Here is an 18,829-nt window from a genome sequence, read left to right as displayed (position 1 = left end):
GCATAAAAATAAGGTAAATATTGCTGCCTGGCACGGTTAGCCGTGCGTTTTACCAATAAAATCAAAATTTCTGTTTTATTGCTGTAGATCACAATCGGTATTTTCAGTAGGTTATAAAAAGTTTGTTACTGTTTTATTTTTTCAGACATATGTTGGAAGGCACGTTCATCCGCCTTCGCGACGGTCGTTTGTAAGAAAAGTAAACCATCATCAAAAACCGATGGAAGGGAAAACTATGCGTATTGGTGTACCAAAAGAGAGACTAGCCCTGGAAACCCGGGCCGCCGCCACGCCGAAAACGGTGGAGCAGCTGCTGAAACTCGGGTTCAGCGTCGCGGTAGAAAGCGGAGCAGGTAAGCTGGCCAGTTTCGACGACGAGGCCTTCGTTCAGGCTGGAGCGGAGATCGTTAGCGGTGATGACGTCTGGCAGTCCGACGTCATTCTGAAAGTGAACGCGCCCGATGACGAAGAGATCCTGCTGCTTAATCCCGGCACGACGCTCATCAGCTTCATCTGGCCGGCGCAAAACCCGCAGCTGATGGAAAAACTGGCGGCGCGTAATATCAACGTGATGGCGATGGATTCAGTGCCGCGTATTTCGCGCGCTCAGTCGCTGGATGCGTTAAGTTCGATGGCTAACATCGCCGGCTATCGCGCAATCGTTGAAGCCGCCCACGAGTTTGGCCGCTTCTTCACCGGGCAGATCACCGCGGCAGGTAAGGTTCCTCCCGCGAAGGTGATGGTTATCGGAGCCGGGGTTGCCGGTCTGGCGGCCATCGGCGCGGCTAACAGCCTCGGCGCAATCGTCCGCGCGTTTGATACCCGTCCGGAAGTGAAAGAACAGGTGCAGAGTATGGGCGCCGAGTTCCTTGAGCTGGATTTTAAAGAGGAAGCGGGCAGCGGCGACGGCTATGCCAAAGTCATGTCTGAAGCCTTTATCAAAGCCGAGATGGCGCTCTTTGCCGCGCAGGCCAAAGATGTCGACATCATCGTTACCACCGCGCTGATTCCGGGTAAACCGGCGCCGAAGCTGATTACCCGCGAGATGGTTGACTCCATGAAGTCCGGCAGCGTGGTGGTTGACCTGGCGTCGCAAAACGGCGGCAACTGTGAATACACCGTGCCGGGCCAGGTGGTTACCACCGCCAACGGCGTGAAGATTATCGGTTATACCGATCTCCCTGGTCGTCTGCCGACGCAGTCCTCACAGCTGTATGGCACCAACCTGGTTAACCTGCTTAAGCTGCTGTGCAAAGAGAAAGACGGCAATGTCGTTATCGATTTTGATGATGTCGTTATCCGCGGCGTTACCGTGGTTCGCGAGGGTGAAATCACCTGGCCCGCTCCACCCATTCAGGTATCTGCTCAGCCGCAGGCGGCAGCGAAAAAGGTTGAAGCGCCAAAAGCAGAGGCGAAACCGAGCTCGCCGCTGCGCAAGTATGCGCTGATGGCGCTGGCGATTATTCTGTTTGGCTGGCTGGCAAGCGTGGCGCCGAAAGAGTTCCTCGGCCACTTTACCGTTTTCGCGCTCTCCTGCGTGGTCGGTTACTACGTCGTATGGAACGTCTCCCATGCGCTGCATACGCCGCTGATGTCGGTCACTAACGCGATTTCCGGCATTATCGTGGTAGGGGCATTGTTACAGATAGGCCACGGCGGCTGGGTCAGCTTCCTGAGCTTTATCGCGGTGCTGATCGCCAGCATTAATATTTTTGGTGGTTTCACCGTCACTCAGCGCATGCTGAAAATGTTCCGCAAAGGATAAGGGGTAACAAATGTCTGGTGGATTAGTTACAGCTGCATACATTGTTGCCGCGATTCTGTTTATTTTTAGCCTGGCGGGGCTTTCCAAACACGAAACCTCCCAGCAGGGGAACTACTACGGCATTGCCGGGATGGCGATTGCGCTGGTGGCGACCATTCTGGGGCCGGATAGCAGCAACGTCGCGTGGATCCTGCTGGCGATGGTTATCGGCGGCGCGATCGGTATTCGTCTGGCGAAGAAAGTTGAAATGACCGAGATGCCGGAGCTGGTGGCGATTCTGCACAGCTTCGTGGGCCTGGCGGCGGTACTGGTTGGCTTTAACAGCTATCTGCAGCATGAAACCGGTATGGAACAGATTCTGGTCAATATTCATTTGACCGAAGTGTTCCTCGGTATCTTCATCGGCGCGGTGACCTTTACGGGTTCCGTTGTGGCGTTTGGCAAGCTGTGCGGCAAGATGTCTTCTAAGCCGCTGATGCTGCCGAACCGTCATAAGCTAAACCTGGCGGCGCTGGTCATTTCTTTCCTGCTGCTGATCGTTTTCGTGCGTACCGACAGCATTGGCATGCAGGTACTGTGCCTGCTGGTGATGACCGTGATTGCCCTGGCGTTTGGCTGGCACCTGGTGGCCTCCATCGGCGGCGCGGATATGCCGGTCGTGGTATCAATGCTGAACTCCTACTCCGGCTGGGCGGCGGCGGCGGCGGGCTTTATGCTCAGCAACGACCTGCTGATCGTAACCGGTGCGCTGGTAGGTTCTTCCGGTGCAATTCTGTCCTACATCATGTGTAAGGCGATGAACCGTTCGTTCTTCAGCGTGATTGCCGGCGGTTTTGGTTCTGACGGCACGGCGTCCACAGGTGATGAAGAAGTGGGCGAGCACCGTGAAATCAGCGCCGAAGAAACCGCTGAGATGCTGAAAGGTTCTCAGTCGGTCATCATCACCCCGGGCTACGGCATGGCGGTTGCGCAGGCCCAGTATCCGGTCGCGGAAATCACTGAGAGACTGCGCGCGCGCGGAATCAAAGTGCGTTTCGGTATTCATCCGGTTGCCGGGCGTCTGCCGGGCCATATGAACGTCCTGCTGGCGGAAGCGAAAGTCCCGTATGACATCGTGCTGGAAATGGATGAGATCAACGATGATTTCTCCGATACCGACACCGTACTGGTCATCGGCGCTAACGACACGGTGAACCCGGCCGCGCAGGACGATCCGGGCAGCCCGATCGCCGGTATGCCGGTGCTGGAAGTGTGGAAAGCGCAGAACGTCATTGTATTTAAACGTTCAATGAACACCGGCTACGCTGGCGTACAAAACCCGCTGTTCTTTAAAGAGAACACCCACATGCTGTTTGGCGATGCCAAAGCCAGCGTCGATGCGATTCTGAAAGCGTTGTAAGGCCTGGTCGTTTAAAACCTGTGCTTCTTAAGCCGTCTCTTCTGAGACGGCTTTTTTATATAGGTGACGAAGGGGTTATTTGCTCATAAAATAATCAGGCGAAGGTGTTACAATAGGCTGTTTTTCACCCAAACTGAGGATATTATGGATACCGAGTTAACCCCCACGCAACTGGCCATCGAATTTCTGCGCCGTGACCCCGCTGCTTTAACCCCCGCGCAGTATCTGAAAAAGCTGAAATTGCTGGAACTTGAGTTCGCCGATTTAATGGCGCTTTCGTCCATGGAGCTTAAAGAAGAGATCGATCACGCCTGGCGCTTAGGTATCCACTAACGTTTTCGTTACCCACAAAGCTGTTGAAATCGGGGCCAAATGGCCCTTTATTTTTGTTAATGGGATGCAAAAAAATCCCCCGCGCGGGCGGGGGATGACGTCTTATTACCACGAATGAAGTCAACGGACTAATCGTCTTCTTCGTCGTCCAGCTCAACCGGCGTCTGGTACTGGTCCGGCTTCAGCGCCAGCAGGTCGCAGCGCAGGTGGTCAATAACCTGTTCAGCGGTATTGCCGAGGAAGGCTGCCGAGAGTCCGGTTCGACCAATCGTACCCAGTACCACGATCCCCGCCTGAAGATGCTCTGACAGGTCGGGAATGACCTCCTCAGGTAACCCTTTTTCAACGTGGGTGCGGCCTTCATCGATGCCGAATTTTTGCCGCAGCGCTTTCATGGCCAGCAGATGCTGACCGCGAATGGCGTCGTTATAGACGCTGGGGTCAAAATCAGGGAGCTCAATCGCGATATTGATGGGCGTGACGGGATAGGCGCCCACCAGGTGAACCTCTGTATGGTTAACCTGTTCCGCCAGCTCAATGGTTTCTCTGACCAGTTTTTCATTGAGCGCGTTGTGGTAGTTCTCTTCACTGGCGAGATTGACCGCCACCAGCGCTTTACCGCCTTCCGGCCACGGCTGATCTTTGACCATCCAGACCGGGCATGGGCATTTACGCAGCAGGTGCCAGTCCGTTGGGGTGAAAATCACCGCTTCCAGCTTGTCGTGCTGGTGCGCCATCTTCAGCACTAAATCATGCTTGTCGCTGATGATTTCCTGAATAATGGCTTCGAAGGGACGATTGTGCCACACCACTTTAATATCAATGGGCACGCCGGACTCTATATAGAATTTTGCCTGCTCGCGGATCCAGGCGGTACGCTGCCCGATGACGCCCTGGCGCATGGCCGTGCGTTCGTCGGGGGAGAGCAGGGTGGTCATTTCATAAGAAAAATCATAGATCGGCAAAAAGGCTTTGATGCGGCCACCAATCCGTTGGTGCAGATACACCGCGCGCCGCAATGCAGGCTGGTCGTCCTGATTGGGGTCGATTACTACCAGCATGTTCTGATACTTCGCCATACAGGGTCTCCTTACAACTGTAACTACAGTCTGTATTAAAAAGATAACCTATATGGATGAAATGAAACAGGGGATGAGCCTGGCCAGATCAACAAATTAGAAAAAAATTCGCGATCCGGCCGGATACGGGAGGACTATCAGGCGACGTTGCGGGCCTGGCCAGCAAGCTGCGCCAGCAGGTCGCTGTTTTCGATGGTGATATATTTGCCTTTAACCGCCAGCATACCGCTTTTCTGGAAACGTCCCAGCAGGCGGCTGATGGTTTCTACCGTCAGGCCCAGATAGTTGCCGATATCGCCACGGGTCATGGTGAGGCGGAACTCACGCGGCGAGAAGCCGCGCTGCGCGAAACGGCGGGACAGATTGTAGATAAAGGCCGCCAGGCGCTCCTCTGCGTTCTTTTTAGAAAGCAGCAGGATCATATCCTGATCGCCTTTGATCTCGCCGCTCATCAGACGCATCATCTGCTGACGCAGGTTCGGCATCTTACCGGAGAGGTCGTCCAGCGTTTCAAACGGAATCTCGCAGACCATTGAGGTTTCCAGCGCCTGGGCAAAGCTCGGGTGGTGGGCGGTGCCGATAGCGTCAAAGCCGACCAAATCGCCGGCCAGATGAAAACCGGTGATCTGCTCATCGCCCTGTTCGGTGATGGTGTAGCTTTTAATGGTGCCAGAACGAATTGCATACAGCGATTTCAGCTCATCACCGGCTTTGAACAAGGTCTGTCCTTTCTGGATAGGCTTTTTCCGCTCGATGATGTTATCAAGCTGGTCAAGCTCATGCTCGTTCAGAGTAAAAGGGATGCAAAGCTGGCTAATGCTGCAATCCTGGCAATGGATTGCACAACCGCCAGACTGAATGCGTCGTATAATTCGCTTTTCCGGGATCATAAGTCTGCTCAGGCTTTAATTGATATTGGTCAATTTTAACATCTTTTTGGTGAGCAGGTAAGTCTCGAACCCCTGAAACACGTAATATTAAAAGGGTAAATCAGTTACCCATTTTATCTCATTGATTATGAATAAGTTATCTGGCGATATTGGATTGTAAAATTACCGGAAGATTCCAGAAAAGGCACTTACGGTCAAAGGAGCAGATAGCCTTCGTGACGCAATAGCCACTCTTTTCGCTGCACGCCGCCGGCGTAACCCGTCATGGTGCCGTTACGCCCGATCACCCGGTGGCAGGGCACCACAATACTGACAGGATTTGAACCGTTGGCGGCACCCACGGCGCGCGCCGCGCCCGGACGTCCCAGCGCCTCCGCGAGCTGACCGTAGTGCATGACCTGGCCGCAGGGGATGGTGCGCAGCGTTTGCCAGACTTCCCGCTGAAACGGCGTCCCGCCGGTGGCGGTAGGTAAGGTGTCGATAACGGCGAGATCGCCCGCGAAGTAATCGCTAAGCTTACGGCTCAGGTTACCGGGATTACGCGAATCAACGCGTTGGTAGCCTTCACGGCGATAATGAACATCCAGCAGTTGTTCCATGCGGTCGCGGTGCTGATCCCACTCAACGGCCCGCAGGTTAAACTGCTCATCGCAAATCACCCACAGCGGCCCCAGCGGGGTGTCAATTTTATCTTGCAACAGCGTGAGCATCGGTCCTCCTTCAGCGAGGTTATTTTGGCAGGGCATCACCATAGCACGACGCGATGTGGGCAAACCATACTCCGAAAAGGTCAACAAACAGGGTCAGCATGGACTATTAATTATGAGGTGAGGAAAGCGATGTTTATTTTTACATTCACTCGCAGACGCGTTGGCAAGGCGATTTTGCTACCTTTATCCGGCGGCGAATTCACCGGCAACCATCCGGCGCGGCAGATAAACAGACTGGCTTTCCTTGAGTCCATGATTTCCCGGCGTTTCTGCGCGGGTTTTTACCAACAAAGGTGGTGATATGCAATATATGATGACTGGCGTTGTAATTGTGATTATCAGCGGCTTAGTAATTCATCTGATCGCTTTGGCGATTGAAGGACTGTATAAAGTCATCAGTAACCGCACGACCTGGCGTTAACGTTTTTGTGGCCTTCCCTGGCCTGTCGCGACGTTAAGGTAATCGCGGATAAATACCCGGTCCGATGGGCAGCCCCACGAGGTACCAGCCAACCAGCAGCAGTAGCCAGACGGCAAGGAATATTAATGGATAAGGCAAGACCAGCGAGTAGTAGGTTCCAAGCTTAGCGTCGGGCCGGTAGCGCTGTAAGAAGCCGAGAAATAGCGGCACAAACGGCGATACCGGCGCCAGCGGCAGCACCGATGAGTCGGCGATGCGAAACAGAATCTGCGCGAATGCCGGGTGAAAGCCCAGCAGCATAAACATCGGCACGAAAATCGGCGCCAGAATCGACCAGATTGCCGAACCGCTGGCGATAAACATACACAAAAAGGCGGATAGCAGCGCCAGGCCGACAAACGCCGGTACGCCGTTCATTCCCGCGCTCTCCAGCAGATCCGTCAAGCCGACGGCCATAAATTTCCCCATATTGCTCCAGTTGAACATGGCGACGAACTGGGCCAGCGGGAAGACCATCACGATAAAACCTGCCATCTCTTTCATCGGCTCAATCATCAGCTGAGGCAGATCGGCCTGGCGGCGAATTTTGCCGGTGGCGATGCCGTAGGCCAGTGAAACGACGAAGAAGAAAAAGATAATGAGCGGGACGATCCCTTTTATAAACGGCGAAGGCATCACGGTATGCTTGATGGGATCGCGCAGGATACCGTTTTCCGGCACGACCATCAGCGCGATCGCCGCCACGAATAACAGCGCGGCCACGCCGGCCACGCGCAGGCCGAAGCGCTGTTCCGGCGTCAACGTCTGCAGCGTTTCATCGCTGTTGCCTTGCCATTGCCCTAACCGCGGTTCCACCAGTTTATCGGTAATCAATCCGCCAACCAGAGTGAGAACGATCACTGAGGTTGCCATAAAATACCAGTTATCAATCACGCTGACGTGGAGCGAGGCGTCAAGGGTTTTTGCCGCTTCGGTGCTGATGCCAGAGAGCAGGACATCGGTGGTGACGATGAGCAGATTGGCCGTGAAGCCGCAGCCGACGCCGGCGATGGCCGCCAGCAGCCCGGCAACCGGGTGGCGGCCGACGGCGAGGAACATCAGGGCGCCCAGCGGCGGCATAATCACCAGCGCGGCATCGGAAGAGATGTGGCTAAAGAAGGCGATAAACAGCACCATATAGCTGGCGTAACGGGCGCTAACGTGGGATGACATTTTCACCATCAGCGAAGGCAGCAGGCCCACTCGTTCCGCAAAACCGGCCCCCAGCACCAGAGCCAGAATGGCCCCCAGCGGCGCGAAACCGCTGAAGTTCTTAATGACGTTCGGTAAAAACCAGTGCAATCCTTCAACGCTAAGCAAATTTTTCACCACCACTCGCGAGCCGTCGGTGGGGTTCTGTACCCCGACGTTCAGCGCCGACAGGATGGCGGTGGCGGCCATTAACGCCACAATCAGATAGATAAACAGTAAAAACGGATGCGGGACCTTGTTACCTATTTTTTCAACCCAGCCATAAAGCTTACCGGTGGGGGAAGGCGACGGTATGGATGACATACTCATGGGCGTTCCTCAGTTGTCGTTGTTGTGTTGGTTGTCTCTTTACCCCTGGGCGTGTCAGCCGTTGTTTTTTTGGCGATTACCGCGTTGCCGTACTCCATCCACGGGGCTTTTATTATTTTAAAATCGACGGCTTGACCTCCTGTGGAATGGGGCACCGGTAGGGCCTTTCGGCTAAGACCTGCGCCAGTTCCTGCTGGCTGGCGGTCAGTAACGCCCTGTCGCTGAACAGACGAATGGCCGTCGCGCCCAGCACTTTCCCCGCCAGCAGCATCCCTTTGTGGGCGATGGAGGTTCTGCCCTGGCTCACCAGTTGCCAGGAGTGCAGCGGCGTCCCGACGGCAAAACAGGGGCTGAAGCACTGGGCCACGGGGGCCTTCCAGCTCACGTCGCCGACGTCGGTAGAGCCCGCAAGGATGTTGTCCGTTGCCGCCCACGGCGCCACTTCATCGATCAGGCGCGTTTCGCGGTGGCGGCGGGCGAACGCTTTCCCGTCCTCGCCGCCGGTGTCGGCAATGTTTTTCAGGCTGTTATTGATATCGTTCGCGCTCAAGGTTGCGCGAATTTCGGCGGCGAATGCGCGCTCTTCCGCGCTCCAGGGCGGCGTGCCGTAATGGCAAACCGCCTGATACATCGCCGCTTCCAGCGTGCGGTTGGGCAGATAGCTGGAACAGGCTTTTTCGAAGCGACAGCTGACGCGGGTCTCGGTCATCAACGCCGCGCCCTGGGCGATTTTCTCGATCCGGGCGAAGATTTGCTGCGCGTCGGCCATTTCCGGCGCGCGAATGAGATACAGCACCTCCGCCTGCGCCTGGACAACGTTGGGCGAGACGCCGCCGGTATCGGTGATGGCGTAGTGCACCCGCGCCTTTTCGATAATATGTTCGTTAAGGAAGTTGCTGCCGGTGGTCATCAGCGTCACGGCATCCAGCGCGCTGCGGCCCAAATGCGGCGAGTTTGCCGCGTGCGCCGCGGTGCCGGTAAACCGCCACGCCGCCTGAATGTTGGCAAGGGTGCGGGTGCTGAACATCCCGGCCCAGGCTTCCGGATGCCAGGTCAGGGCGGCATCGATGTCATCGAATAACCCCTCGCGGACCATGAAGGTTTTCCCCGAGCCGCCTTCCTCGCCGGGGCAGCCATAGAAGCGAAGCGTGCCGGCGCCGCCCTGTTGCTGCAGCCAGTTCCTGGCGGCGAGCGCGGCGGCGAACGCCGCCGTACCAAGCAGATTATGCCCGCACCCGTGGCCGTTTTCTCCCGGCGTCGAAGACGCGGGTTCCGCGCAGTGGGCCTGCTGGCTGAGCCCCGCCAGGGCGTCAAATTCGCCGAGGAGGGCAATCACCGGTTGGCCCGCGCCGAAGCTGGCGATAAAGGCGTTGGGGATCCCGCCGGCATTGCGGGTCAATTGAAAGCCTTCCGCTTCCAGCGCATCGGCCAAACGCGCAGCGGACCAGAACTCCTGAAAGCGGGTTTCCGGATGGTCCCAGATATCATCGGCAATGGCGCAAAAATCGTTGCGCCGCCCCTCAATAACGTCATCGACAAATTGATAAACGTGTTCCATTACACACCTCGCTGCCAGGGAAAGTTCAGGGCGACGCGTGCTAACGTTTCGACGGCCAGGGTCATCACGTTCTCGTCGAAATCGAATTTTTCATTGTGATGACCGGCGCTCAGTTCCGTGCCGAATATCATGTATGAGGCGAGACCGCCGCGCTCCTGGACCCGGGCCATCATCAGGGTGGCATCCTCGGAACCCGCCGGGGCAGCGATACGATCGACAGCCTGTTTAACGCCGGGGACCTGGGCCGTCTGCTGGCGCAGATAGTCCACCCACGCCGGCGACGGGGCGCTGGAGGTGGCCGCGCCCATCAGCTGCAGCTGGTAACTGGCTTCATACATAGTCGCCGCGCCGGCGATCGCCTGTTTAGCCCGCTCAAAGACGTACTGGTTAATGGCATCGGTTTCGCCACGGGTTTCGACTTTTAATAGCGCGGAGGAGGGAACCACGTTACGCCCGGTACCGGCCTGCATGACGCCGACGTTAACCCTTGACGCCCCGGCGCTGTGCGGCGCGATGGCGTGCAGGGCAAGGGCGGCCTGGGCCGCCGCCAGTAGCGCGTTACGGCCATCTTCCGGTTTACCACCAGCGTGGGCGGCGACGCCGCTGAACTGCACATCGAATTTGGTGGTGGCCATAAAGTTATCGCCGCCGCAGACGACGGTGCCGGCAGGGACGCCGGTACCGATATGAATGGCGGTAAAGTAATCCACCTCATCAAGTACGCCCGCCGCGACCATGGCGCGCGCGCCGCGGGTACCTTCTTCTGCCGGCTGGAAAATCAGCACCATCGTCCCGTTGAGCTGCGCGGCATACTCCTTCAGCACATGCGCCAGACCCAGCCCGATTGCGGTGTGACCGTCGTGGCCGCAGGCATGCATCATGCCGTCGTTGCAGGAGGCAAAACGATCGCGATGCGGACGGTGACTATCGTCATGCTGCTCGTTGAGATCGAGCGCATCCATGTCGACGCGAAACGCCAGCGTCGGCCCCGGCCGCCCGGTATTGAGGGTCGCCACCACTCCGGCGAAGCCGCCTTCAAACGCCGGTAGCCAGCGTTCAGACGCACCCTGCGCGCGGGCGCGCTGGAACGCCTGCGCCAGGGTCTCTTCATCAGGCAGGCCCATACGGCTATCGGCATCGATAACGTCACGCCCCAGCGCCAGCTGATAACCCAGACCGTCTAATACTTCCGCCACTTTGCTGGCGGTGCGGAACTCCAGCCAGCCGGATTCCGCATGCAGGTGAAAATCGCGACGCCATTCGGTCATTTTTGGCGCCAGCTGGTTGATGAAATCATAAAGTTGCGGCATAACCTTTCCCGTTATAAGCAAAAACTGTGATGGTGTTCACGAAGTGATAGCCTTTACTTATCACCCATCACTTTCATGCACTCTCATCCTTAACCTGCCACAGCACGATCGATTACAGTAGATGTCATTTTCTTCTGTCTGATAAACAATGGTTATCACTCACAACATGTCATTTCAGATTAAATTTCACCACATTCGCGCCTTCGTTGAGGTCGCGCGCGAAGGAAGTATTCGCGGCGCCAGCCGGGCGTTGGCGATTTCGCAGCCGGCGTTGACCAAAGCGATTAAAGAGCTGGAAGAGGGGCTCTCCGCGCAGCTGTTTGTGCGCCGTAGCCAGGGGGTGGCGCTGACCGAAAATGGCGAAAGCTTTTATCAACATGCGAGCCTGATCCTGGAAGAGCTACGGGTGGCGCAGGATGAATTGCTGCAACGTCAGGGCGAGCAGGCCGGGCAGATTAATATCGGCCTTGGCGCCAGCGTAGCGCGTTCGCTGATGCCTTCGGTTATTTGCCGCTTTCATCAGCAGCATCCGCTGGTGAAGGTGCGGATTATGGAAGGACAGCTGCTGGCGATGATTAATGAACTGCGCCAGGGTGAGCTGGATTTCACCATCAATACTTACTATCCCGGCCCCTACGATCATGAATTCAGCTTTGAGAAGCTATTTGAAAAACCCTTCGCGGTATTCGCCCGCGCCGGTCACCCGGCGGCACACGTCACTTCACTGACCGAGCTGCTCGATCACCACTGGACGATGCCGACGCCGCGCGGCAGCTACTTCAAACAGCTGCAGGAGATGTTTAACCAGGCCGGGCTGGCGCCAAAGGTGGATATCGTTTGTGAGACCTTCTCTTCGTGCATTAGCCTGGTGGTGAAAAGCGATTTTCTCAGCATTCTGCCGGTCGAACTTGGCAACGACCCGATGATGGCGGATAAGCTGGTGATGATCCCCATCCGCGAAGCGTTACCCAAAGCCACCTATTTTCTGATTCAGCGCCGCGATACGCGGCAAACGCCCTTAACCGCGTCATTAATCACGCTGTTTCGTCGTCAGAGCCGACAACTGTTTCCATAATCGCGCAGAGGTGGTTAAACGCGTTGAGGAGGCGCCGCGAGACGGCTATAGTAACCACCCGGTAGTAGCTGGAGGAGCGCGCATGAACCTTGACGACAAATCCCTATTTCTTGGCGCCATGGAGGACGTTCAGCCTCTGAAACATAATCACGACGTTCACTGGCACCCCGCGCGCAATACCCGCGCCGCGCAGCGGATTGATCCCCTGCAGCTGGATAACTTTCTGACCACCGGCTATCTCGATATTGTGCCGCTGGCAACCGCTCTTGAGTTTAAGCGGGAAGGTCTGCAAAGCGGCGTACTGGAGAAGCTCCGGCGCGGCAAATACGGCCAGCAGGCAAGCCTCAATCTGCTGCGCCAGCCGGTGGAGAAGTGCCGACAGAATCTGTTTGCTTTTGTGGTCCAGGCGCAAAAAGAGGGGCTGCGTAATGTGCTGATCGTGCATGGCAAAGGGCGCGACGATAACGCGCACGCCAATATTATTCGCAGCTACCTGGCGCGCTGGCTGGTGGAACTCCCGGAAGTCCAGGCGTTCTGCGCGGCGTTACCGCATCACGGCGGCAGCGGCGCCTGCTACGTGGCCCTGCGGAAATCGGCGGAGGCAAAGCAGGAAAACTGGGAGCGCCACGCCAAGCATAGCCGCTAGCGCATCAGCAGCGTCAGTTCCCGGGCTGCTTTCTGTAGCTCGGGTAACACCCGCTCCAGCATCTCGTGCGTGGAGACCTGCCCGGCGTGTACGCCGACGTTCAGCGCAGCCTGAATCTGCCCCTGAGGGTTAAACAGCGGTACCGCCAGCGAGCGCAGCCCCATCTCGAGCTCCTGATCGTTAAGCGCGTAGCCCTGCTGGTGCACGCGCTTAAGTTCGGTACGCAGCTTCGCAACCGAATCAACGGTTTGCGGGGTATAGCGAATCATCGTGACCCTGCCCAGCATATCGTTCAGCTTCTCTTCCGGCTGATAGCTCAGCAGCACGCGTCCCATGGAGGTCGCCCAGGCGGGCAGGCGGCTGCCGATGTCGAGATCGATGGTCATAATGCGTGAACTCGACGCGCGAGCGATATAAAGAATGTCGTCGCCGTCGAGAGTGGCGATGGAGCAGGACTCATTGATCATTTCGCTTAAATGCTTCAGCACCGGCTGCGCCGAACGCGCCAGCGGCGTGGAGGCAAGCCAGGCGTGGCCCAGCGCCAGAATTTTCGGTCGCAGCTGGAAATTTTTACCATCTTCGGCGTAAACAAAGCCCAGTTTGCTCAGCGTATACAGGCAGCGGCGCACCGCCGCGCGCGGAATGCCGGTCTTTTGGCTGATCTGCGAAATTGAGAGCAGCGGGCGCTGCGGAGTAAACGCCTGGATCACCTCCAGCCCGCGCGCCAGCGAAGCCATAAAGTTCGGATCGCCCTTAAACGGATCGCTATCGCCCGTCAGTAAATCATCTGGATGCTTCTCCATTTTCTTCTCCGTATTTGCCGTCGATCACATTCTTTCGCTAAACATACACGATGTTCGATTATCGCACCATATTTCGATTATCGCCCTTGACCAGCATCGTTAAGCGGGTCACATTTTGTGCGAACAACGAATAAAAGTGCGATTACCGCACATACAGGAGCGACCTGATGATTGATAAAAGCGTGTCGACGCTACGTGATGCCATCGCCGGGATCCACGACGGGGCGACCATAATGATTGGCGGTTTTGGCCCTGCCGGGCAGCCGACGTACCTGATAGATGCTCTGATAGAACAGGGGGCCCGTGATTTAACCATTATCAATAACAATGCGGGCAACGGCGAAGTCGGCCTGGCGGCGCTGCTGAAGGCCGGTCGGGTGCGAAAAATGATCTGTTCGTTCCCACGTCAGGTTGATTCGCAGATTTTCGATGAGCTTTATCGCCGCGGCAAAGTTGTGCTGGAGCTGGTACCGCAGGGCAACCTCGCGGCGCGGATCCAGGCGGCAGGCGCTGGCCTCGGCGCGGTGTTTACCCCCACCGGCTACGGTACGCCGCTGGCAGAGGGGAAAGAGACCCGCGAAATCGACGGGCGTCATTACGTGCTCGAATACCCCATCAGGGCCGACTTCGCGTTGATCAAAGCCCACCAGGGCGACCGCTGGGGAAACCTGGTTTATCGCAAAGCGGCGCGCAATTTTGGCCCGATTATGGCGACCGCCGCGAAAACCACCATTGTAGAAGTTTCGCAGCTGGTGCCCTTGGGCGATCTCGACCCGGAAAGCATCATTACCCCGGGCATTTTTGTGCAGCGCGTCTACTCCCTGGAAAACCTGATTGCCGCTAAAAGCGCCTGAGGAACTCTTAATGCAAAAACTGACTCGCGATGAGATGGCCCAGCGCGTGGCCCGCGATATTCCCGAAGGCGCTTACGTCAATCTGGGGATCGGCTTGCCCACCCGCATCGCCAACTATCTTCCTGCCGATAAAGAAATCTTTCTGCACAGCGAAAACGGCCTGCTGGGGATGGGGCCGAAACCGCTGCCGGGGGAAGAGGATCCGGAGCTGATTAACGCCGGGAAAGAGTATGTGACTCTGCTCAACGGCGGCTGCTACTTTCACCACGGCGACTCCTTCGCCATGATGCGCGGCGGGCACCTCGATATCTGCGTGCTTGGCGCCTACCAGGTTTCCGCCAGCGGCGATCTGGCGAACTGGAGCACCGGCGCGCCCGACGCCATTCCTGCCGTCGGCGGAGCGATGGATCTGGCCATTGGCGCTCGTCAGGTCTTCGTGATGATGGATCACCTGACCCGCGACGGGGAGTGCAAGCTGGTAGAGCACTGCACCTATCCGCTGACCGGCGTCGGCTGCGTGAGCCGTATCTACACCGACCTGGCGGTCATCGATATCAGCGAAAGCGGCCCGGTGGTGCGGGAAATCTTTAACGGCCTCTCTTTTGAGGAACTGCAGCGCATCACGCCGGTGGCGCTGACTTTTGCACAACTGGCGGAAAGCGCGTAAGGAACCTATGATGAATCAGGCATTTATCTGTGATGCGGTGCGGACGCCGTTCGGCCGCTTTGGCGGTACCCTGGCCACCCTGCGCGCCGACGATCTGGCGGCGCTGCCGCTGAAAGCGCTGCTGGAGCGCAACCCGGGACTCGATCCGGCGCGTATTGACGATGTGATTTACGGCTGCGCTAACCAGGCGGGGGAAGATAACCGCAACGTCGCGCGCATGGCGCTGCTGTTGGCCGGTCTGCCGGAAAGCGTACCGGGCAGTACCGTAAACCGCCTGTGCGGTTCCAGCCTTGATGCGATCGGTATCGCAGCGCGCGCGATTAAAAGCGGCGAAACTCAGCTGATGATCGCCGGCGGCGTGGAGAGCATGTCGCGCGCGCCGTTTGTGATGGGCAAGGCCGAAAGCGCCTTTAGCCGTACGATGCGGATGGAAGATACCACCATCGGCTGGCGCTTCATTAACCCGCAGATGAAAGCGCTGTACGGCGTGGATTCGATGCCGGAAACGGCGGAAAACGTGGCGGCCGATTTCGCCATTTCGCGGGAGGACCAGGATACGTTTGCGCTGCGTAGCCAGCTGCGTACGGCGGCGGCGCAGGAGGCCGGACGCTTTGCCGACGAGCTGATTGCCGTCTCGGTGCCGCAGCGTAAGGGCGAACCGCTACTCTTTAGCCGCGATGAGCACCCGCGCAGTACCACGGCGGAGGCGCTGGCCAGGCTGCGCGGCGTTGTGCGCGCCGACGGTACGGTGACGGCAGGTAACGCTTCCGGAGTCAACGACGGCGCCTGCGCGCTGCTGCTTGCCAGCGAGCAGGCGCTGGCCGCCAATGATTTACAGCCGCTCGCCCGCGTGGTGGGCGTCGCGACGGCAGGGGTGGCGCCGCGTATTATGGGATTTGGACCGGCGCCGGCGGTACGTAAGGTGCTGGCGCAAACCGGGCTAACGCTTGGGCAGATGGACGTCATTGAACTGAATGAGGCCTTTGCCGCTCAGGCGCTGGCGGTCACGCGCGATCTGGGTCTGCCCGACGATGCGGCGCACGTCAACCCTAACGGCGGCGCGATAGCCCTCGGACATCCGCTTGGCGCCTCCGGCGGCCGTCTGGCAATGACCGCGGCGTACCAGCTGCGCCGTACCGGCGGGCGCTATGCGCTGTGCACCATGTGTATCGGCGTCGGTCAGGGGATCGCGCTGATTATAGAACGCGTTTAAGGAGCCATAATGAGTTTGTTGACCCCGATGATGCGCACCAGTCCGCTGACCGCCTGGTTCAGCGATGCGCAGCGGGTACAGGGGATGCTGGATTTTGAAGCCGCGCTGGCTCGCGCTCAGGTCGAATGCGGCCTCGTGCCGCAGGCGGCGCTTAATCCCATTATTGAGAGTTGCCGGCACGAAAACATCGACTTCTCCGCGCTGGGGCAGGCCGCCGCCAGCGCCGGGAATCTGGCGATCCCGCTGGTCAAACAGCTGACCGCGCGGGTTAAACAACGGGATGACGTGGCGGCGCGCTACGTACACTGGGGGGCGACCAGCCAGGATGCTATCGACACCGGCTTTATCCTGCAACTGCGCGGCGCGCTGGCGGAAACGGACTCCCTGCTGCAGCAACTGCTCGACGCGTTAGCCCATCAGGCGGCGCGCTATCAGGATACGGTGATGCCCGGGCGTACCTGGATGCAGCATGCGCTGCCGGTCACCTTCGGTCTGAAACTGGCCGGGACGCTGGATGCGCTGCTGCGCTGGCAGGTGCGTCTGCGAGAGATGCGCTCAAGGGTGCTGGCGCTGCAGTTTGGCGGCGCGGCGGGCACCCTCGATTCCCTTAAAACGCAGGCGCCGCGGATCGCCGGCGCGCTGGCGAAAACTCTCGACCTGCAGCTTCCGGACGCGCCGTGGCACAGCCAGCGCGACCGGCTGCTGGAGGTGGGGGCATGGTACGCGGGCGTCTGCGGCACGCTGGGTAAATTCGCCAATGATTTTTCTCTGCTGATGCAAACCGAGGTTGCAGAGGTGGGTGAACCGGTCGCCGAAGGACGCGGCGGATCGTCTACCATGCCGCACAAACGCAATCCCATCTCCTGCGCCGCTATTTTGACCGCCGCCCAGCGTACGCCCGGACTGGTGGCAACGCTCTATGCCGGGCAGATCCAGCAGCACGAGCGGGCGCTGGGCGGCTGGCAGGCGGAGTGGGAAACGCTGCCGGAGCTGATAACCCTCGCCGGCGGCGCGCTGGCGCAGAGCGAAACGCTGGTCCGCGACATGCAGGTCTTCCCGCATAAGATGCGCGCCGACCTCGATATCACCCATGGCCTGATTATGGCCGAGGCCGTCACTCTGGCGCTGGCGGAGTTTGTCGGCAAAGCCGAGGCTCATCACCGGGTTGAGGCGCTGTGTCGCCAGGCGCTGGATGCGTCACGTTCGCTGTTAAGCGTGCTGGAAACCGATCCGCTGGTCAGCGAGCATCTCTCCGCCAGCCGCTTAACCCAACTGCTGGACCCGACAACGGCGACCGGCAGCTCAGCACTCTTCGTGCGCCAGGTTGTGGCGCGCTATAAGGAGCAACGTTATGAATGTTGATTATCAGATAGACGGGCCGCAAGACGCGCCGGTCATCGTTCTCTCTAACTCGCTGGGCACCACCCGGGCGATGTGGCAGCCGCAGCTTGAGTCGTTAACGCAGCATTTTCGCGTGCTGCGCTACGATACCCACGGCCATGGCGCCACCCGTAAAAACGGTAAAGTGACGCTGGCGCAGCTCGGCGAAGATGTGATTGCGCTGCTCGATCATCTTAATATCGCTAAAGCCTGGTTCTGCGGGATTTCAATGGGCGGCCTGACCGGCCTGTGGCTGGGGCGCTTTGCCCCTGAACGTTTTCAGGGGCTGGTCGTTGCCAACACCGCTGCGCGTATTGGCGACCAGGCCGGCTGGCTGTCGCGTGCCCGCACGGTGCGTCAGGAAGGGATGGCAGTGGTCGCCGCAGGCGCCGCGGACCGCTGGTTTACCCACGCATTTCGCCAGAAGACGCCGGAAGTGGTGGAAGCATTGTGTCACCAGCTGACCCATATCGATGCTGAAGGCTATGCGGCCTGCTGCGAAGCGCTGGCCGCCGCCGATCTGCGTGGAGAGGTCGCGCAGATCGCGATTCCGGTGCTGATCGTCGCCGGAGAAAGTGACCCTGTCACAACGGTGGCGGACGCCAACTTCCTGCATCAGCAGATCCCGGTCTCTGAAGTCGTCGTGCTGGCGGCTTCGCATTTATCGAATATCGAAGCGCCGGGGGCGTTCAGCTCGGCGCTGCTGGGTTTTGTTCAGGGGGAAAAGCATGGACGATAAACAGCGGTATCAGCGGGGAATGGAGGTCCGGCGGAAGGTGCTCGGCGATGCTCACGTCGATAAGACGCTGGAAAAGCTGACGCCGCTGAATGAAGAGTTCCAGGATTTTATTACCCGCTACGCCTGGGGAGAGACCTGGACCCGGCCGGGGCTCGATCATCATACCCGCAGCATGATCACCATCGCCATGCTGATTGCGCTGAACCGCGAAGCAGAGCTGAAAATGCATCTGCGCGCGGCGTTTAATAACGGCGTCACCCGCGATGAGCTGAAAGAGCTGATTATGCACTCCGCGCTCTACTGCGGCCTGCCCGCCGCCAACGCCACGATGCATCTGGCGCAGCAGGTATTTGAAGAGATGGATGCCGTTTAGCCGCCAGGCAGGTTTGTCGCTCATCTCAGGCCGTCATGCGACGGCCTTCGACGG

Annotated in this window: 18 protein-coding genes; 11 read left to right on the top strand and 7 right to left on the bottom strand. The window is 58.3% G+C overall.

What is annotated here, in order from left to right; all coding sequences use genetic code 11:
* The first annotated feature begins 235 nt into the window (after window positions 1–235).
* From pntA to ABLU87_RS27300, 3 genes are all read left to right on the top strand, one after another.
* Window positions 236–1,765 carry a Re/Si-specific NAD(P)(+) transhydrogenase subunit alpha gene (gene pntA, locus ABLU87_RS27310; RefSeq protein WP_004851372.1) on the top strand — a complete coding sequence of 510 codons (1,530 nt, stop codon included), beginning with the start codon at window positions 236–238 and terminating at the stop codon, window positions 1,763–1,765.
* A 10-nt stretch (window positions 1,766–1,775) separates the two neighbouring features.
* Window positions 1,776–3,164, top strand: coding sequence for a Re/Si-specific NAD(P)(+) transhydrogenase subunit beta (gene pntB / locus ABLU87_RS27305; protein WP_004851370.1), 1,389 nt, complete (start codon window positions 1,776–1,778; stop codon window positions 3,162–3,164).
* A gap of 144 nt (window positions 3,165–3,308) precedes the next feature.
* The gene (locus ABLU87_RS27300; RefSeq protein WP_004102581.1) at window positions 3,309–3,497 is read left to right on the top strand and encodes a YdiH family protein; all 189 of its coding nucleotides are present in this window, start codon (window positions 3,309–3,311) and stop codon (window positions 3,495–3,497) included.
* Between the two features lie 128 nt (window positions 3,498–3,625).
* Here the strand turns inward: ABLU87_RS27300 and uspE are convergent, their stop codons facing one another.
* The 6 genes from uspE to ABLU87_RS27270 all read right to left on the bottom strand — a co-directional run bounded on the left by uspE (window position 3,626) and on the right by ABLU87_RS27270 (window position 11,025).
* Window positions 3,626–4,576 (bottom strand): universal stress protein UspE, encoded by a 951-nt coding sequence (uspE, locus tag ABLU87_RS27295; RefSeq protein WP_004851366.1) that lies wholly within the window; start codon window positions 4,574–4,576, stop codon window positions 3,626–3,628.
* 137 nt (window positions 4,577–4,713) lie between these two features.
* Window positions 4,714–5,466, bottom strand: coding sequence for a fumarate/nitrate reduction transcriptional regulator Fnr (gene fnr / locus ABLU87_RS27290; protein WP_004851364.1), 753 nt, complete (start codon window positions 5,464–5,466; stop codon window positions 4,714–4,716).
* Between the two features lie 194 nt (window positions 5,467–5,660).
* Window positions 5,661–6,176, bottom strand: coding sequence for a methylated-DNA--[protein]-cysteine S-methyltransferase (gene ogt, locus ABLU87_RS27285; protein WP_014229564.1), 516 nt, complete (start codon window positions 6,174–6,176; stop codon window positions 5,661–5,663).
* 454 nt (window positions 6,177–6,630) lie between these two features.
* Entirely contained in the window at window positions 6,631–8,157 is a 1,527-nt protein-coding gene (gene abgT, locus ABLU87_RS27280; RefSeq protein ID WP_122117362.1) for a p-aminobenzoyl-glutamate transporter, read from the bottom strand.
* Window positions 8,158–8,269: 112 nt separating this feature from the next.
* Window positions 8,270–9,715, bottom strand: a complete 1,446-nt coding sequence (locus ABLU87_RS27275; protein ID WP_032748956.1) for a M20 family metallopeptidase — start codon at window positions 9,713–9,715, stop codon at window positions 8,270–8,272.
* Window positions 9,715–11,025 carry a M20 family metallo-hydrolase gene (locus ABLU87_RS27270; RefSeq protein ID WP_064357293.1) on the bottom strand — a complete coding sequence of 437 codons (1,311 nt, stop codon included), beginning with the start codon at window positions 11,023–11,025 and terminating at the stop codon, window positions 9,715–9,717. Before ABLU87_RS27270 ends, ABLU87_RS27275 begins: the two co-directional genes overlap by 1 nt.
* Window positions 11,026–11,191: 166 nt before the next feature.
* On the opposite strand from ABLU87_RS27270, the gene ABLU87_RS27265 reads away from it, so the two are divergent.
* Together ABLU87_RS27265 and smrA are read left to right on the top strand one after the other, a co-directional pair.
* Window positions 11,192–12,100: a LysR family transcriptional regulator gene (locus ABLU87_RS27265; protein WP_014229560.1), complete on the top strand. Its 909-nt coding sequence runs from the start codon at window positions 11,192–11,194 to the stop codon at window positions 12,098–12,100.
* Between the two features lie 82 nt (window positions 12,101–12,182).
* A complete protein-coding gene (gene smrA, locus ABLU87_RS27260; RefSeq protein ID WP_004851345.1) occupies window positions 12,183–12,746 on the top strand; it encodes a DNA endonuclease SmrA in 564 nt (187 codons plus the stop codon).
* Here the strand turns inward: smrA and ABLU87_RS27255 are convergent.
* Window positions 12,743–13,549, bottom strand: a complete 807-nt coding sequence (locus tag ABLU87_RS27255) for an IclR family transcriptional regulator C-terminal domain-containing protein (protein ID WP_122117363.1) — start codon at window positions 13,547–13,549, stop codon at window positions 12,743–12,745. The genes smrA and ABLU87_RS27255 overlap by 4 nt on opposite strands.
* A 167-nt stretch (window positions 13,550–13,716) precedes the next feature.
* Here ABLU87_RS27255 and ABLU87_RS27250 point away from each other — a divergent pair, with 167 nt between their 5' ends.
* From ABLU87_RS27250 to pcaC, 6 genes are read left to right on the top strand one after another with little or no spacing between them, the layout of a single operon-like run.
* The gene (locus ABLU87_RS27250; protein ID WP_122117364.1) at window positions 13,717–14,403 is read left to right on the top strand and encodes a 3-oxoacid CoA-transferase subunit A; all 687 of its coding nucleotides are present in this window, start codon (window positions 13,717–13,719) and stop codon (window positions 14,401–14,403) included.
* Between the two features lie 10 nt (window positions 14,404–14,413).
* Window positions 14,414–15,070 carry a 3-oxoacid CoA-transferase subunit B gene (locus ABLU87_RS27245; RefSeq protein WP_014229557.1) on the top strand — a complete coding sequence of 219 codons (657 nt, stop codon included), beginning with the start codon at window positions 14,414–14,416 and terminating at the stop codon, window positions 15,068–15,070.
* 10 nt (window positions 15,071–15,080) lie between these two features.
* Window positions 15,081–16,283 (top strand): 3-oxoadipyl-CoA thiolase, encoded by a 1,203-nt coding sequence (gene pcaF, locus ABLU87_RS27240; protein ID WP_122117365.1) that lies wholly within the window; start codon window positions 15,081–15,083, stop codon window positions 16,281–16,283.
* 9 nt (window positions 16,284–16,292) lie between these two features.
* Window positions 16,293–17,645, top strand: a complete 1,353-nt coding sequence (locus tag ABLU87_RS27235) for a 3-carboxy-cis,cis-muconate cycloisomerase (RefSeq protein ID WP_122117366.1) — start codon at window positions 16,293–16,295, stop codon at window positions 17,643–17,645.
* Complete coding sequence (gene pcaD / locus ABLU87_RS27230; protein WP_048262166.1) at window positions 17,635–18,402, top strand: 3-oxoadipate enol-lactonase; 768 nt, start codon at window positions 17,635–17,637, stop codon at window positions 18,400–18,402. Before ABLU87_RS27235 ends, pcaD begins: the two co-directional genes overlap by 11 nt.
* Complete coding sequence (gene pcaC / locus ABLU87_RS27225) at window positions 18,392–18,775, top strand: 4-carboxymuconolactone decarboxylase (RefSeq protein WP_046876593.1); 384 nt, start codon at window positions 18,392–18,394, stop codon at window positions 18,773–18,775. The genes pcaD and pcaC overlap by 11 nt, the downstream gene beginning before the upstream one ends.
* Window positions 18,776–18,829: the final 54 nt, after the last annotated feature.

Source organism: Klebsiella sp. CB_Kp196 (assembly GCF_040061575.1).
GTDB lineage: Bacteria > Pseudomonadota > Gammaproteobacteria > Enterobacterales > Enterobacteriaceae > Klebsiella > Klebsiella michiganensis.
This window is presented reverse-complemented; position numbering and strand designations above follow the sequence as displayed.